Source organism: Cyclobacterium jeungdonense, assembly GCF_010994275.1.
Classification (GTDB): domain Bacteria; phylum Bacteroidota; class Bacteroidia; order Cytophagales; family Cyclobacteriaceae; genus Cyclobacterium; species Cyclobacterium jeungdonense.
The window spans coordinates 1,140,203-1,157,708 of record NZ_WMCD01000001.1; the positions used below are offsets into that span (position 1 = coordinate 1,140,203).

At 47.4% G+C, this 17,506-nt stretch carries 7 protein-coding genes; 4 read left to right on the forward strand and 3 right to left on the reverse strand.

The window, feature by feature from the left end:
• Positions 1-10: 10 nt before the first annotated feature.
• Both GKS34_RS04410 and GKS34_RS04415 read right to left on the reverse strand, forming a co-directional pair.
• Positions 11-7,903 (reverse strand): phage tail-like protein, encoded by a 7,893-nt coding sequence (locus GKS34_RS04410; protein ID WP_163383571.1) that lies wholly within the window; start codon positions 7,901-7,903, stop codon positions 11-13.
• 444 nt (positions 7,904-8,347) lie between these two features.
• Complete coding sequence (locus GKS34_RS04415) at positions 8,348-11,296, reverse strand: FAD-binding and (Fe-S)-binding domain-containing protein (RefSeq protein ID WP_163383572.1); 2,949 nt, start codon at positions 11,294-11,296, stop codon at positions 8,348-8,350.
• A gap of 81 nt (positions 11,297-11,377) precedes the next feature.
• Here GKS34_RS04415 and GKS34_RS04420 point away from each other — a divergent pair, with 81 nt between their 5' ends.
• From GKS34_RS04420 to GKS34_RS04435, 4 genes are all read left to right on the forward strand, one after another.
• Positions 11,378-12,403, forward strand: coding sequence for a phosphotransferase (locus GKS34_RS04420; protein WP_240459188.1), 1,026 nt, complete (start codon positions 11,378-11,380; stop codon positions 12,401-12,403).
• Entirely contained in the window at positions 12,390-13,661 is a 1,272-nt protein-coding gene (locus tag GKS34_RS04425) for an ADP-ribosylglycohydrolase family protein (RefSeq protein ID WP_163383573.1), read from the forward strand. Before GKS34_RS04420 ends, GKS34_RS04425 begins: the two co-directional genes overlap by 14 nt.
• A gap of 285 nt (positions 13,662-13,946) precedes the next feature.
• Positions 13,947-15,023, forward strand: a complete 1,077-nt coding sequence (locus GKS34_RS04430) for a fatty acid desaturase family protein (RefSeq protein ID WP_163383574.1) — start codon at positions 13,947-13,949, stop codon at positions 15,021-15,023.
• A 154-nt stretch (positions 15,024-15,177) separates the two neighbouring features.
• A complete protein-coding gene (locus GKS34_RS04435) occupies positions 15,178-16,059 on the forward strand; it encodes a bile acid:sodium symporter family protein (RefSeq protein WP_163383575.1) in 882 nt (293 codons plus the stop codon).
• 14 nt (positions 16,060-16,073) lie between these two features.
• Here GKS34_RS04435 and GKS34_RS04440 read toward each other — a convergent pair whose 3' ends face one another.
• Positions 16,074-17,504, reverse strand: a complete 1,431-nt coding sequence (locus GKS34_RS04440) for a DUF1501 domain-containing protein (protein WP_205602017.1) — start codon at positions 17,502-17,504, stop codon at positions 16,074-16,076.
• Positions 17,505-17,506 lie beyond the last annotated feature (2 nt).

The following is a 17,506-nucleotide window of genomic DNA, read 5'->3' on the forward strand; positions in this document are numbered from 1 at the left end:
CGAGCCGTAATTAATAATAATAATCACATTGTATCCTATCTCCTGTTGTCAGCGCATAATTCCCATTATTTGCCGCCATATAAGTTAATGTAGACCCCGAAATTGAATAAGCAGTATTGCTGATTCGAATACCATTCACATACATTTTGACTTTACTGTTAACAGAAGGAGCTTGTGTTAAGGTGAAACTTGTTTGGGATGTTGTTGCACTAAACTCATCAGCGACTTCTCTTATGGCTGCTGCAGGGGCAACCCATGAAGTATTTCCAGAACCATCAGTTGTTAATATTTGCCCGGTTGTGCCATCTGTACCGGTATAGGTCACATCTCCTGCAGTTAGGGTTCCGCTAGCGGTTACATTCCCAGAAAAATCGACTACAAAGGCATCGTTTTTATCAGTTGAACTTGTACCATTACCAATAACAAGGGCAGGGGCAGAAGTAGAAAAAGCAGTAGCACTTGTTGCAACACTTCCTGTATTGTTATACTGCCCTAAAACTAAAGAACCATAATCAGAAGCGGTTGTAAAATAACCCATCGCTACGGAAACAGGTGCTGATGCGGTTGTACTTACTCCCATCGCGGTGGAAGAATATCCTGATGCAATTGTACTACGACCCATCGCTGTGGAAGTATATCCTGATGCGTTTGTATCACGACCCATTGCGGTGGAACCGAATGCTGATGCGGTTGTACTTGCTCCCATTGCGGTGGAACCGTATTCTGATGAGATTGTATATTCTCCCATTGCTACGGAAGCATATCCAGTAGCTCCATATTCTGAATGTGGACCATCAGAAAGACTCAAATCCACGGCACCCAAACCAATATCCCCATAATTAGCGGCATCGGCATCTGCTCTTCGATAGCCTGTGTTTTCGCCTTCTGTGATGCTCACTAAACCTGCTGCGTCAACACGTGTAATTGCGGTTGTGACAAACTCGGTTGTGGCAACTGCTGTCGTATTATTTCCAGCTGTTTGTGTTACAGCAATGGTTCCTGTTGGCAAGGTTGGTGTTCCTGTGAAGGTTGGGGAAGCAATGTTTGCTTTTAAATCGATTGCTGTATTTTGTGCTGCTTGTTCCGCCGTAATTGCAGTCAAAGAACTTGTGGCAGATTTGCTGATAGCACGCACAGCACGAACCCTTCTCGCATCAGCCTTACCAAAAACCGACTGATGGGCATTGCCGAAAAACACTGCCCAAGCGTTTGAACCACTCTCCGTAGAACTCCAATAGGAGGTAGAGCCATCACTAAAATTGCTACCTCCATTTGCCCCTGCTGTAGCATTAATAATTCCCCTATTTTGAACCATCTCGAATATTTCCTCTTTTGAGGGAAGAAACCAGTCAGTAAAGCCTCCTCCATTATATGCTCTTGCCAAACCTGCCGCATAATTTATTTCTGTGGCCCCTTGAGCAGCTATAATCGCAATGGTGTTACCCGCTCCCGTTCCTATTTCTGTTCCAGTTGCTCCTGTGGTTATATTACTTCCATTATACCATTGTATACCAGTACTTTGATCTTCAACGGCACATACCAGGCCCTTCGTATTATCTGATGGGTCTACCCAAAACACAACACCACCCTCAACAAAATCACCTATAGATAGCGTCTGAGCCGCTATACCATCATATATCACTGTCTCTAAACCAGAAATACCACTTGCATTAATTGCATTTGCCGCAGTAACAAACTCTGTTGTTGCTATTTGAGTAGTGTTTGTCCCTGCTTCTGCGGTTGGAGCAGTAGGCGTACCCGACAGCGCAGGTGAGGCCAAAGGTGCTTTTAAATTTATAAGATCCTTATTCTCTTTAATGATGACATCCAACACTTGATCGGCCTGTGAAAGCGAGGAAACACCTGCAATATAGTTGGCACTACTACTTGCTGAATAACTGCCATCTGCATTTAATCCTGCTCCTCCTATGATGGCTGCTGTTTTAATAAGAACTGGATTCAGTTGCAAATTGACATAATCCTTTACCGCTTTGGCACTGGTGTATTTGATATCTGATTCTCCGTCCGTTGTAATGTCAGTGGACTTATTGGCGAGGTTTTCCTTTTCGGCTTCGGCAGCCTGAGCACGGGCGGTTTCTGTGCCAATGGCCGTTTCCAAAGTAGCATCATTGGCGGTTCTTTCGGTCGTTTCGCTGGTCAGATCGGCAATAATAGTTGCTTCTGCTCCTTCCGCACGGCTTGTTTCTGTCGCAATAGCTGTTTCCAGTGCAGTATCTGCGGCTTGTCTTTCGCTCGACTCCGTGGCCAGGTCGGCGACAATCCCTGCTTCTGCAGCTTCAGCCCGGTCAGCTTCGGCGGTAATGGCCAGGTCTAAATTGGTATCGGCCGCCTGCCTTGCGCTGCTTTCACTGGCCAGGTCAGCGGACAACTGATTCTCTGCTCCTTCTGCACGGATTGTTTCTGTTGCTATAGCTGCCTCCAGTACGCCTTCCGCAGCAGTCGCCCGGTTAATTTCTTCATTCAGTGCCGTCTGGTTACCAGAAGCCGATGCATCCACGTAATCCTTTACTGCTTTGGCACTGGTGTATTTGATATCCGATTCTCCGTCCGTGGTAATGTCGGTGGACTTGTTGGCGAGGTCTTCTTTTTCTGCTTCGGCAGCCTGAGCACGGGCGGTTTCTGTGCCAATGGCCGTTTCCAAAGTAGCATCATTGGCGATTCTTTCGGCTGTTTCCGTATCCAGTGCGGTTGCAAGCGTGATATCTGCAAATTTTCTTTCGGTCGTTTCGCTGGTCAGCGCGGTTTCCAAAGTGGCATCTCCGGATGCTCGTGCCGCCGTTTCGGTGGTTAGATCGGCAATAATAGTTGCTTCTGCTCCTTCCGCACGGCTTGTTTCTGTCGCAATAGCTGTTTCCAGTGCAGTATCTGCGGCTTGTCTTTCGCTCGACTCCGTGGCCAGGTCGGCGACAATCCCTGCTTCTGCAGCTTCAGCCCGGTCGGTTTCGGCGGTAATGGCCAGGTCTAAATTGGTATCGGCCGCCTGCCTTGCGCTGCTTTCACTGGCCAGGTCAGCGGTCAACTGGCTCTCTGCTCCTTCTGCACGGATTGTTTCTGTTGCTATGGCTGCATCCAGTACGCCTTCTGCAGCCAGCGCCCGGTTAATTTCTTCATTCAGTGCGGTCTGGTTACCAGAAGCCGATGCATCCACATAATCCTTTACTGCTTTGGCACTGGTGTATTTGATATCCGATTCTCCGTCCGTGGTAATGTCTGTACTTTTATTGGACAGATCCTCTTTTTCTGCTTCGGCAGCCTGAGCACGGGCGGTTTCAGTCGCAATGACGGTTTCCAGACTGGCATCATTTGCCATTCTTTCGGTCGTTTCGGTGGTCAGCGCGGTTTCCAAGGTGGCATCTCCGGTTGCTCGTGCCGCCGTTTCGGTGGTCAGATCGGCAATAATAGTTGCTTCTGCTCCTTCCGCACGGATTGTTTCTGTCGCAATAGCTGTTTCCAGTGCAGTATCTGCGGCTTGTCTTTCGCTCGACTCCGTGGCCAGGTCGGCGACAATCCCTGCTTCTGCAGCTTCAGCCCGGTCAGTTTCGGCCGTAATGGCCAGGTCTAAATTGGTATCGGCCGCCTGCCTTGCGCTGCTTTCAGTAGCGAGGTCAGCAGACAACTGATTCTCTGCTCCCTTGGCCCGGGTTGTTTCCGTTTCGATGGCTGCATCCAGTACGCCTTCTGCAGCCAGCGCCCGGTTAATTTCTTCATTCAGTGCGGTCTGGTTACCAGAAGCCGATGCATCCACATAATCCTTTACTGCTTTGGCACTGGTGTATTTGATATCCGATTCTCCGTCCGTGGTAATGTCGGTGCTTTTATTGGAAAGGTCTTCTTTTTCTGCTTCGGCAGCCTTAGCACGGGCGGTTTCTGTGCCAATGGCCGTTTCCAAAGTAGCATCATTGGCAATTCTTTCGGCTGTTTCCGTATCCAGTGCGGTTGCAAGCGTGATATCTGCGGATTTTCTTTCGGTCGTTTCGCTGGTCAGACCGGTTTCCAAAGTGGCATCTCCGGATGCTCGTGCCGCCGTTTCGGTGGTCAGCGCGGCAATAATAGTTGCTTCTGCTCCTTCCGCACGGCTTGTTTCTGTCGCAATAGCTGTTTCCAGTGCAGTATCTGCGGCTTGTCTTTCGCTTGACTCCGTGGCCAGGTCGGCGACAATCCCTGCTTCTGCAGCTTCAGCCCGGTCAGTTTCGGCCGTAATGGCCAGGTCTAAATTGGTATCGGCCGCCTGCCTTGCGCTGCTTTCAGTAGCGAGGTCAGCAGACAACTGATTCTCTGCTCCCTTGGCCCGGGTTGTTTCCGTTTCGATGGCTGCATCCAGTACGCCTTCTGCAGCCAGCGCCCGGTTAATTTCTTCATTCAGCGCCGTCTGATTGCCCGAGGCCGCGGCATCCACGTAATCCTTTACCGCTTTGGCACTGGTGTATTTGATATCTGATTCTCCGTCCGTGGTAATGTCGGTGGACTTATTGGCGAGGTCTTCTTTTTCTGCTTCGGCAGCCTGAGCACGGGCGGTTTCTGTGCCAATGGCCGTTTCCAAAGTAGCATCATTGGCGATTCTTTCGGCTGTTTCCGTATCCAGTGCGGTTGCAAGCGTGGTATCTGCAGATTTTCTTTCGGTCGTTTCGGTGGTCAGCGCGGTTTCCAAGGTGGCATCTCCGGATGCTCGTGCAGCCGTTTCGGTGGTCAGATCGGCAATAATCGTTGCTTCTGCTCCTTCTGCACGGCTTGTTTCTGTCAAAATAGCGGTTTCCAGCGCGGTATCTGCGGCTTGTCTTTCGCTCGACTCCGTGGCCAGGTCGGCGACAATCCCGGCTTCTGCAGCTTCAGCACGGTCGGTTTCGGCGGTAATGGCCAGGTCTAAATTGGTATCAGCCGCCTGCCTTGCGCTGCTTTCACTGACCAGGTCAGCGGTCAACTGGCTCTCTGCTCCTTCCGCACGGTTTGTTTCTGTTGCTATGACTGCCTCCAGTACGCCTTCCGCAGCCAGCGCCCGGTTAATTTCTTCATTCAGTGCGGTCTGGTTACCAGAAGCCGAAGCATCCACATAATCCTTTACCGCTTTAGCGCTGGTGTATTTGATATCCGATTCCCCATCGGTGATAATATCGGTGGACTTATTGGCGAGGTCTTCTTTTTCGGATTCTGCAGCTTGGGCACGAGCTGTTTCGCTGGCAATGGCGGTTTCCAGACTGGCATCATTTGCCATTCTTTCGGCCGTTTCCGTATCCAGGACGGTTGCAAGCGTGATATCTGCAGATTTTCTTTCGGCCGTTTCGGTAGTCAGATCGGCAATAATAGTTGCTTCTGCTCCTTCCGCACGGCTTGTTTCTGTCGCAATAGCTGTTTCCAGTGCAGTATCTGCGGCTTGTCTTTCGCTTGACTCCGTGGCCAGGTTGGCGACAATCCCAGCTTCCGCAGCTTCAGCCCGGTCGGTTTCGGCCGTAATGGCCAAGTCTAAATTGGTATCGGCCGCCTGCCTTGCGCTGCTTTCAGTAGCGAGGTCAGCAGACAATTGGTTCTCTGCTCCTTCTGCACGGATTGTTTCTGTTGCTATGGCTGCCTCCAGTACGCCTTCCGCAGCAGTCGCCCGGTTAATTTCTTCATTCAGCGCGGTCTGGTTACCAGAAGCCGAAGCATCCACGTAATCCTTTACCGCTTTGGCACTGGTATATTTGATATCCGATCCTCCGTCCGTGGTAATGTCGGTGCTTTTATTGGAAAGGTCTTCCTTTTCGGCTTCCACGGCCTGGGCACGAGCGGTTTCAGTGGCAATGGCCGTTTCCAAAGTAGCGTCATTGGCGATTCTTTCGGCTGTTTCCGTATCCAGTGCGGTTGCAAGCGTGATATCTGCGGATTTTCTTTCGGTCGTTTCGCTGGTCAGACCGGTTTCCAAAGTGGCATCTCCGGATGCTCGTGCCGCCGTTTCGCTGGTCAGATCGGCAATAATAGTCGCTTCTGCTCCTTCCGCACGGCTTGTTTCTGTCGCAATAGCTGTTTCCAGTGCAGTATCTGCGGCTTGTCTTTCGCTCGACTCCGTGGCCAGGTCGGCGACAATCCCGGCTTCTGCAGCTTCAGCCCGGTCGGTTTCGGCCGTAATGGCCAGGTCTAAATTGGTATCGGCCGCCTGGTTGGCGCTGCTTTCAGCAGCCAGGTCAGAAGACAATTGGTTCTCTACTCCTTCCGCACGGATTGTTTCTGTTGCTATGGCTGCCTCCAGTACGCCTTCCGCAGCCAGCGCCCGGTTAATTTCTTCATTCAGCGCCGTCTGATTGCCCGAGGCCGCGGCATCCACGTAATCCTTTACCGCTTTGGCACTGGTGTATTTGATATCCGATTCTCCGTCCGTGGTAATGTCGGTGGACTTATTGGCGAGGTCTTCTTTTTCGGATTCTGCAGCCTGGGCACGAGCTGTTTCGCTGGCAATGGCGGTTTCCAGACTGGCATCATTTGCCATTCTTTCGGCCGTTTCCGTGTCCAGGACGGTTGCAAGCGTGATATCTGCGGATTTTCTTTCGGTCGTTTCGCTGGTCAGCGCGGTTTCCAAGGTGGCATCTCCGGATGCTCGTGCCGCTGTTTCGGTAGTCAGATCGGCAATAATAGTTGCTTCTGCTCCTTCAGCACGGGAGGTTTCTGTCGCAATAGCTGTTTCCAGTGCAGTATCTGCGGCTTGTCTTTCGCTCGACTCCGTGGCCAGGTCGGCGACAATCCCGGCTTCTGCAGCTTCAGCCCGGTCGGTTTCGGCCGTAATGGCCAAGTCTAAATTGGTATCGGCCGCCTGCCTTGCGCTGCTTTCACTGGCCAGGTCAGAAGACAATTGGTTCTCTGCTCCTTCTGCACGGATTGTTTCTGTTGCTATGGCTGCCTCCAGTACCCCTTCCGCAGCAGTCGCCCGGTTAATTTCTTCATTCAGCGCCGTCTGGTTACCAGAAGCCGAGGCATCCACGTAATCCTTTACCGCTTTGGCACTGGTGTATTTGATATCTGATTCTCCGTCCGTGGTAATGTCGGTGCTTTTATTGGACAGATCCTCTTTTTCTGCTTCGGCAGCCTGAGCACGGGCGGTTTCAGTCGCAATGACGGTTTCCAGACTGGCATCATTTGCCATTCTTTCGGTCGTTTCGGTGGTCAGCGCGGATTCCAAGGTGGCATCTCCGGATGCTCGTGCCGCCGTTTCGGTGGTTAGATCGGCAATAATAATTGCTTCTGCTCCTTCCGCACGGGAGGTTTCTGTCGCAATAGCTGTTTCCAGTGCAGTATCTGCGGCTTGTCTTTCACTCGACTCCGTGGCCAGGTCGGCGACAATCCCAGCTTCTGCAGCTTCAGCCCGCTCGGTTTCGGCCGTAATGGAAGTGGAAAGGGTTTCCTCCGCCAAAAATGCTCTGGCCGCTTCTTCAGTTAAATCATCAAGTGCCGCCTTATCATTAAGTAGAGATGCTATTTTGGGTAGGGTTACGTAGGGCAATAACATGGATGCCGTGTCTTCCAAAGTCAAATAGTTCGGAACATTTTCCAAATCTTCAAATTGTCCGGAAAGGGCAACAGCAGCCAAATCAGGCTTGTTTAAAATGGCAGCCGCACCGGCGCTGGCCTCCCAATCGGGATTTACATTTTCCCCTGCTTTTAATAATATCCAGGATATCCCATCAAAATAATAGAATCCGGATTCCTTATCCGTTTGAAAAATCAATAAACCTGTCGCCGGATTCGGTAATTTATTTCGTTGAGCTTCGACTAACCGCGGAATAAGCAACCCCTTATCGGTAGATTGTATTTCCAAAGCGGCAGAGGTATGAGGACTTTCTGTACCAATCCCAACTTGAGCAAAGACGAATTGTAAATTCGCTGCCAGTAGAAAAAATACCAATAAAATTCTTTTCATTTGGACTGTAATTAATAGCGTTTTCAAAAAGTGATTGCTCTCAGACTAAAAATGAAAGTGGGCACTCGTTTACAAATGAGTCGATTTAAATATCCCTAAGCAAAAAGGAAATGTCTCAATTTGTGAATATGAAACAACAAGACAATAAGTAGCTTTTTTAAGGAAGTATAATACAAAAATCCGACTTTAAAATATTCGTAAAATAATATTTTTTACAGGTGCTTGAATAAGATAATAAAGAAAATCACTTTTAATTTGAACTTGCTTTTCGACTTTAGGATGATTACCCGTCGAATTATGACGCATAAAATCCCCTTCCTGAAAAAGAAAAATTTCTGAAATATTACTTCAACCAATGATTCCGCCCCTCCAAAAGTCAAACAGTGGAATTGGTATATATAGATTAACCAAACCTATTAGTTCCTACCTTTAAATCAGCGAAAATTATCGCTTCAATGCTTCAAATAAAATTTCCACCGGATGCAGGGCCTTTCTTCCCGTGCCATCTGCAATTTGATGCCGGCAACTGGTACCCGGGGCAGCGATCAGGGTATCTTCGTTTGAATCCCGGACTGCCGGAAACAAAACCATTTCGCCTATCTGCATGCTCAGCTTATAATGCTCTTTTTCATACCCAAAAGACCCTGCCATGCCGCAACAGCCGGACGGGATGACGTTTACCTTATAATTTGTAGGAAGTTCTAGTATCTTTTTGGAATAATTGACCGATGAAAGTGCCTTTTGATGGCAATGCCCGTGCAGGTGGACATATTTAGGTTCCGAGGTAAAATCTTCCGGACTAATATTTCCAGCAATGATTTCCTTGGCCAAAAATTCATCCACCATTTCACAGTGAAATTTAAGAGATTTGGCTTTTTCCCGAAGACCTTTAGTTACCAAGCGAGGATATTCATCCCGGAAACTTAAAATAGCTGAAGGTTCCAAACCGATCAGAGGACTATCGGCATTTACCAGGTCAGAGAAAAGCGAAACATTCTTCTCGGCCATTTTCTGGGCGTAATCCAGCAAGCCTTTGGAAATGGCTCCCCTCCCACTTTCTGCGTGATCTACCAGTTTCACCTCATAGCCCAATCGTCGTAATAGGGTAATGGCCTTAATTCCGGTAGCTGTATCGTTATGATTGGTAAACTCATCACAGAAAAAATACAACGATTTGAAAATAGGCTTACCGGATAGCTTGCTGTACTCCATTTTGTACCAATTTCTTAGCGACTGCTTGCTGATGGTAGGCAGGTTGCGCTCGGAAGCCACTCCAAGAAATTTTTTCAATCCTCCTCCGAAAAAGGCGTTGGTGAGGAAAAAATTTGAAATTCCCGGTATGCTGCTTCCCAGGCCATTCAATTTATTGATATAGGCAAAAGCCCTGGACCGCAAGGGCACTCCGTTTGCTTTTTGGTATTGGTATTGAAATTCCGCTTTTAAGGTGGACATATCCACATTTGAAGGACATTCCGAAGTACAGCCCTTGCAGGAAAGACAAAGGTCCATAACTTCTTTAATTTCCGGGTGATCAAAGGGGTTTTCCTTTTGGCTGTTGGTCAAAAATTCGCGTAAGGTATTGGCACGGCCCCGGGTGGTGTCCTTTTCATACCGGGTGGCCTGGTAACTGGGGCACATGGTGCCTCCACCGGAATTCGGTAATTTCCGGCAATCCCCCGAACCGTTGCATTTTTCTGCCATACGCAAAATACCTCCCACGTTACTAAAATCAAACTTAGTAGGGAAGTCCGGTGTTTTCATTTCCGGTTCGTAGCGCAGGGAAGTATTCATGGGCGGTGCGTCCACTATCTTTCCAGGATTAAAAATCCCCTTGGGGTCCCAGGTTGCCTTTACTCTTTTAAACAGGTCGTAATTCTCTTGTCCTACCATCATGGGAATAAATGCAGCCCTAACCCTTCCGTCACCATGTTCACCGCTCAGGGATCCCCTGTATTTTTTTACCAGTTTGGCGCTTGCTTCACTTATCTGGTAAAATTCTTCCACATCTTTGGCCTTTTTAAGGTCGAGTATGGGCCGAAGATGAATCTCACCGGCACCCGCATGGGCATAATAAACCGGCTCCTGCCCAAATTCCTTAATGATCTCTGCAAACTCATCGATGTAATCTGCCAGGTCTTCGATAGCCACCGCCGTGTCTTCGATACAGGCAACCGCTTTTTTGTCTCCTGGAATATTAGCAAGCAAACCCAATCCAGCACTTCTAAGTTGCCAGGCACTGTCTGTCCGATCCGGACCTATTACCGGAAAGGCATATCCCAAACCTGCTTGTTTTAACGCATCCACAAACACAAGTCCTTTTGCCCTGGCTTCTTCGATATCTCTTCCCCTGAATTCCACCATAAGTATGGCTTTGGGGTCGCCTTCGACAAAATCGCGATTTCTGCTTTGTTCCACGTTTTCTTTGGTACAGTCCAGAATGATTTTGTCCATCAACTCCACCGCCGTTGGGCTTTGTTTCATCGCCACCTGTGCGGCTTTCATGCTCTCGTGGATGCTTTCAAAATGGGCAGCCACGACAATATCAAACGGTTCTGGCAACCGATCCAGGTGGATCTTGATTTCGGTGGTTATGGCCAGGGTACCCTCGGAGCCGCAAAGCAACTTACAAAAATCAAAAGGATTAGGGGAGTCCGAAAAAAGCTGGGTTTCCAGCAGGTAATCCACTGCATACCCTGTATTTCTACGATGAATACTGGCCTTCGGAAAGTGCTCCCGTATATTTTTCTGGATCTCAGGTTTCTCAAGTTCCTCACGAATATGCCGGTACAAGGCCCCCTCCATGTTATCCTGTTTGCACTTTAGTTCAAAATCTGAAGGCGTCAGGGATTTGAAAACCGCCTCGCTGCCATCACTGAGTAAAACCTTTAGTTCCAGTACGTGTTCACGGGTGCTTCCATAAACGATAGAAGTAGTCCCGCAGCTATTGTTTCCCACCATTCCCCCTATCATGGCCCGGGTAGCCGTGCTGGTAATGGGACTAAAAAAATACCCGTGTTCTTTGAGGTAATTATTCAATTCGTTCCGTACCACGCCGGGCTGTACACGAATCCAACCCTCATTTTTATTGAATTCGATTGCTTGATTCATGTATTTGGAAACATCTACTACGATCCCTTCTCCTACGCACTGACCTGCCAGTGAGGTACCTGCCGTGCGTGGAATCAGAGAAGTTCCCTGATCCGTAGCAAAGCGAATCAATTTTTTTAGGTCATCGGTATTTTTGGGCAAAGCAACTGCCAGGGGTAAGGAACGGTACACGGAGGCATCCGTGGCGTATAAGGTTCTCATCAAACTGTCAAAATGCAATTCTCCGTCCAGTTCTCTGGCCAATTCTTTCAAAAGCGGGGTAAAATCCTTTTTCGTAATACTCATGGCCCAAAAATAGAACAGTTAAGGCTAGGAATGAATAGCTGTCAGGGATTTTATTTCAGAATGAATGGGTGCGAATCAAATATGGTTCCTATTTTTGAAATAGTAAGCAACATTCGAAACCTACGAACGCCATCCATGCTGTTAAGCGAACCAATAGACCAATATCAAATTGACCATTTACGTAAAAAGGGTTTGATCCATCCGGACGAAACAATACTTAGTAGTGGAAAAGCCGGTGAAGGAAACATGAACGTTACACTGGCCGTAAGGACCGATAAACGGACCCTGATATTGAAACAATCAAGGCCTTTCGTCGCCAAATACCCCCAGGTCCCTGCACCGCCTGAGCGAACCGGGATTGAATTCAGGTATTACCAGTGCCTGGCCAGTAACCAGAAATTGGCAAATTACGCTCCAATAGTACTGGGATTTGACCGGGATCACTGGATTCTGGCCATGGAGTTTATTGAACAGGGGACAGACTTTCTGGGGCTTTATAAGAATTCTACCCTGTTTACAGAGGAGTTGGCTGAAGAATTGCTTCATTATTTAAAGGAGCTGCACGGTTTGCCAAAACCGGACTTCCCCGATAACATGGCCATGCGAATCTTGAACCACCAGCATATTTTTGAACTTCCATTTAAGGAAGAAAATGGATTTGATCTGGATGGTGTCCAACCGGGCTTGCAGGAATTATCCCAAATAGTAAAAACGGACAGGACCCTAATAGACAAAATCGGCTCTCTGGGAGAAAGGTACCTTTCTCCTGGTAAACACCTGATCCACGGAGATTTTTATCCCGGAAGCTGGCTCTCCAGCCCCAAAGGATTGAAAGTCATTGACACGGAGTTTGCCTATTTAGGGGATCCTGAGTTTGATCTTGGAGTCATGTTGGCACATCTGAAAATGGCACGGGTACCCAAAAACGGTATTAATCATATCGTCCAACAATATCCCTTAGAAAAATCTTTACTGGCCGCCTTCACCGGCGTTGAAATTCTCCGCAGGCTTTTTGGACTGGCCCAATTGCCACTGGATTTATCTCTGGTAGAAAAAGAAAAATTAGCAAAACACGCCATCCAACTTATCTTTCATGAACAATTTTAATCGAACTTTTTGTCTAATTTTGATGGTGTTGATTCAGGCTTGTGCATCCGATCCACAAGAAAAAAAAGTGGGGTCGGAAAAAGATGTCTTGCCCCTTAGCCGGGAAGAACTGGCAGATAAAGTAAAGGGAATGCTGGTGGGCAGTGCCATTGGTGATGCGATGGGTGCGCCTACGGAAATGTGGAGCAGGGAGGCAATCCAAATGGAGTACGGCTGGGTAGATAACCTGGATTCCATGGTACGGGAAGTGTCTCCCGAAGGCATTTGGAAGGTGAATTTACCTGCAGGCGGTACCACAGACGATACCCGATGGAAAAAATTGGTATTCGAGTATCTTGAAAATCAGGATGACCTCGAACTGAATCCGCGGGAATTTTCCCTACATATTATTCGTGAATACGAAAAGTACTTTGAAGATTTCAAATCCCTGAAACCCGAAGAAATGGAAGCATTGGAATACGCCAATCTACGGGTATTTTGGTTGCAGGAATGGTACAAGGTTTCCTTATCGGTAAGGGAAAATGACCTCATGGCCTACCAGCAAGCACTTGGGAAGTTTTATGGTGGAGAAATGGTATGCGCAGGGCTGCTCTATTCCCCGGCCATCGGTCTCCGGTATCCAGGGCAACCTGAAAAAGCCTATGAACAGGCCTACCGCTTAAGTTTGTACGATATCGGGTATGCCAAGGACATCAGTGCCCTTTCAGCAGCCATGACTGCTGCCGCCATGACCGCAAAAGGAGATAAAACGAAATTACTGGATGTGCTTCGCTCGGTAGACCCGGAATCTTTTTTTACAAGTCGCCTGGTCGGACGAAGCAGTTACCGGGCCCTGCAAACGGCACTCTCCATAGCTGGAGCAGTGAATACCGGCACATCCTTGGAAAAGGACTTCTCCGGTGGGTCTTCTTCCAGGGAGAACGCCATGAAGTTAGCCTTTCCCTTACTTGACCAGCACCTACAAGACATGCCCTTTCACGCCGGAGAAATTCACCTACAGGTGCTAACTGCCATGCTGGTTTCCGATTTTGACTTTGAGGACAGTTTGACCTTCCTGGTAAATTATGGAAGGGATAACGATACCACTGCAGCAATACTCGGAGCGATACTGGGCGCCTTCTATGGCTACGAAAAACTTCCCGATACCATGAAAAATCAGGTGCTTACAGTCAATAAAAGCCTGCTGGATATTGATCTAAATGTGCTGGCGGAAAAACAAACTTCCCACATCCAATCCCTTTACTACTGGCCGGAATAACTTCTCAAAGCAAATTATGGCCTCAAAGTCCTATTCCCTCCAATTTTAAAGCAGGGAGATTGCCGATGCGATGCTTGTGGCAGCCAAAAAAAACACTATTCCTTCATGAATCTATTCTTCCTCGTTAATAAGACTAATGACTTGTTCTATAAATTAGGACAACTAGAGGTTACATCAAAAAAGGATGTTTTTTCATCTATTACAGTTTTTTAAATTATTATGAATACCATTTTGTTTTAATTATATAATAACTAAAATCCTTTAAAAAGGACTAAAATCATTAGTATGTCATCATCACTTAAATTCGTTGATAAAAATCGTTCCGGTTTTTTTACTACCGTAAAAGAACGAGTTGAACAGTACTTCATAAACAACGGCCTATCCAAGCGTGCCAATAGATCCATGGTACTTAAAACCATTACCTATCTGGTTTCATTTGTCGTTTTATACTTCACCATTTTACTGGAAGTGTTTCCTACCTGGGTTTCCCTTCTTTTAGCCATTGCTTTAGGAATGAACATGGCATTTATTGGATTCAATATTTGCCATGATGCCCTTCACGGTTCCTATTCATCCAAGCCATGGGTCAATAAGACCCTGGGCTTCCTTTTTAACGTCATCGGTGCCAACGTTTATATTTGGAAAATCACCCACAACAAAATCCATCATACCTACACCAATATAGTGGGCCATGATGGTGACCTGGAGATTGCTCCTGGTGTGGTAAGGGTGTCTGCAAGGGAAACACATCGCCCCATCCATCGCTATCAACACATCTATGCCTTTTTCTTGTATTCTCTGGCATCTGTGTCCTGGTTTTTTAAGAAAGACTATAAAAAGTTTTTCCAGAAAAAAATCGGCCAACATGAAAACAACCATCCTCGGATAGAATACTTCAAGCTTTTTTCTTACAAACTGATGTATTACAGCCTCTTCATCATCATTCCATTGTTGGTAATGAGCATTACCTGGTGGCAATTCCTCATTGGCTTTTTGGCACTTAATCTTGCCATGGGCTTGGTAATAGGACTGGTTTTCCAATTGGCACATCTGGTAGAGCAAACGTCACTTCCCGATCCTGAAGAAAATGAAAATATAGAAGAAGCCTGGGCAGAGCATCAAATGAAAACCACAGCTAATTTTGCGAGAAAAAGTCGGTTGACCACGTTTTTATGCGGTGGTTTGAATCTTCAAGTGGAGCACCACCTTTTTCCAAAAATTTGTCACATTCATTACCCTCAAATCTCGGGAATAGTAAAAAATACCTCTTTGGAGTTTGGTTTGCCCTATCATGAAAACAAAAGCTTCGCTTCAGCCCTAAAATCTCATTACAACTTTCTGAAAAAGGCGGGAAGAAAATGAGGTTGTTTGATTGAATCCAGATTACACGTCATGTCGATTTTCATCAAGGGCCACTTCCTTTATAAAGGATCGTTCTTCTATTTTTTAAGACAGCAATTTCTATTTCCCATGGCCTGATTAGCTTGGGAAGGAGTATACTTTTAAATAAACCCAAATGGAAAGCAATCTGATAACCAGCGCTTTTTTACCCTTAGCCCTAGCATTTATCATGCTGGGGATGGGGCTGAGCTTAAACCTTAGCGACTTTAAAAACATTTTTAGATATCCCAAGGCCATGGTGTTGGGATTGTTTTGTCAGTTGGTACTATTACCGGCACTCGGTTTTTTTTTGATCTTGAGTTTCGGTCTGGAAGGAACGATGGCGGTGGGGATCATGATCATAGCTTGCTGCCCCGGCGGACCCACCTCCAACATGATCACTCACCTGAGTAAAGGAGATACAGCTTTGTCCATTAGCCTGACCGCTATGAGTTCTGTAATAACCATTTTCACCATTCCCCTATTGGTCAATTTTTCCATTGCTTATTTTGGGGAGGAAGGGAGTGTTTCCCTTCCCTTTGTCCCCACCGTACTTCGCATTACTGGGGTAACGTTGGTCCCTGTGGCCATGGGCATGTGGCTTAAAAATCGCTTTCCTTTGGCGGCCCATAGGGCAGACCGCCCGGTTCGCATCGCTTCCATCTTATTTTTTGTTTTGGTCGTGGGAGGAGCTATATTGAATGAAAAGGACCAAATTCTGAGCTTCTTTGCCGAGGCAGGACCGGTGGCATTGCTTCTGAATATACTAACTTTTGGATTATCCCTACTTTTGGCTCGTCTATTGGCACTTCCAGCCCCGCAACAATTGGCCATCAGCATCGAATCCGGCATTCAAAACGGTACCTTAGGCATCATGATCGCTGCTACCTTGTTGCAAAATTCAGCCATGGCTATACCGGTAGTTATTTACAGCTTGATCATGTTCGTGGCCTCAATCCTCATTGTTTTTATAGCGGGGAGTATAAATAAGGACCGCTTGGTTAAAGCGAAAATTTAAAGAAAACACGTACTCTAAATCAACACTTCCCGAACCACATTCCCGTGCACATCGGTCAACCGAAAATCCCTTCCTCCAAAATGATAGGTCAGTTGCTTGTGGTCTACTCCTAATAAATGAAGTATGGTCGCGTGTAGATCGTGAATACTGACCGGATTTTCTTCCACCCGGTATCCATACTCATCGGTTTTGCCATAAATGGCCCCCCCTTTGATGCCAGCGCCAGCCATCCACATACTGAAAGCAGATGGATTGTGATCCCGTCCGTCTTTACCTTGAGCAAAGGGGGTTCTGCCAAATTCTCCCGACCAAACCACCAACGTCTCTTCCAGCAATCCCCTGGATTTCAAATCCTTTAAGAGCCCGGCAATGGGCCTGTCCACCGCATGGGCATTCCGCTCATGCCCATCCTTTAGCCCATGATGTTGGTCCCAGCGGTCAATCCCCTTCTGATACGGACAGGTTAGTTCCACAAATCGTACGCCTCTTTCTACCAGCCTGCGTGCCATCAGACATTGTGCCCCATAACTCCGGGTATTGGGGTCTTCGTCAAACAAACCGTAAAGCTTTTGGGTGGCTTTGGTTTCGGACGCAAACTCGCTGAGTTCCGGTACAGAGGATTGCATGCGGTATGCCAACTCGTAATTCTTGATTGCCGCTTCCACCTCATCCGATTTTTCCCGGTCCTTTTCATCCATTTTTTGGATAAACTCCAATTTATCCTTTTGGAAAGCAGCCATGCTGCTATCGGGTTGAATATTGGCAACGGGCGTTTCCCCTGTTTTCATTATGGAAGCCTGGTAATCCGCAGGTAAAAATCCATTTTTGAAATTATCTACTCCTCCCGGAGGAACCAATCCACCGTCCAGAACCACGTACCCCGGTAAATTGCTGTTTTCAGTCCCCAATCCATAATTGATCCAGGCCCCCATGCTTGGTCTGCCCTGAAGGCCGCTTCCGGTGTGCAAGAAATAATTAGCATTTGTATGTTCCGGGAAATTGGAAACCATAGATCGAATCAGCGCTAAATCATCCACACAGGAAGCGATGTGCGGAAAAAGCTCACTTACAGCCATCCCCGATTCCCCATACCGCTTGAAAGCCCAGGGGCTCTGCAGGATCTTACCGTTATCATTAAATTGAGTAGCATCGATTTTAAAAGTGGGATCCATTCCGTTTTCTTTGGCCAACCGGGGCTTGGGGTCAAAGGAATCTACCTGAGAAACCCCTCCATCCATATACAAAAAGATGACATTTTTGGCCTTTGGCACGTAGTGAGGCGTGGTGGCCAACTGAGAAAGAAAATCCATGGATTGCTTGTCCCGGGATTTGCACGAAGAACCCAACATGCCCATAAAGGCAAGGGAACCAAATCCACACCGAGTAATATTCAACATTTCCCGGCGGCTGAGCCGCTGATTCAATAGGGGTTTGTGATGATGCATGA

Coding starts and splice junctions, on each gene's coding strand:
- GKS34_RS04435 (WP_163383575.1), top strand. CDS start 15,178: ATGGAAAGCAATCTGATAACCAGCGCTTTTTTACCCTTAGCCCTAGCA.
- GKS34_RS04430 (WP_163383574.1), top strand. CDS start 13,947: ATGTCATCATCACTTAAATTCGTTGATAAAAATCGTTCCGGTTTTTTT.
- GKS34_RS04440 (WP_205602017.1), bottom strand. CDS start 17,504: ATGCATCATCACAAACCCCTATTGAATCAGCGGCTCAGCCGCCGGGAA.
- GKS34_RS04415 (WP_163383572.1), bottom strand. CDS start 11,296: ATGAGTATTACGAAAAAGGATTTTACCCCGCTTTTGAAAGAATTGGCC.
- GKS34_RS04420 (WP_240459188.1), top strand. CDS start 11,378: ATGGTTCCTATTTTTGAAATAGTAAGCAACATTCGAAACCTACGAACG.
- GKS34_RS04425 (WP_163383573.1), top strand. CDS start 12,390: ATGAACAATTTTAATCGAACTTTTTGTCTAATTTTGATGGTGTTGATT.
- GKS34_RS04410 (WP_163383571.1), bottom strand. CDS start 7,903: ATGAAAAGAATTTTATTGGTATTTTTTCTACTGGCAGCGAATTTACAA.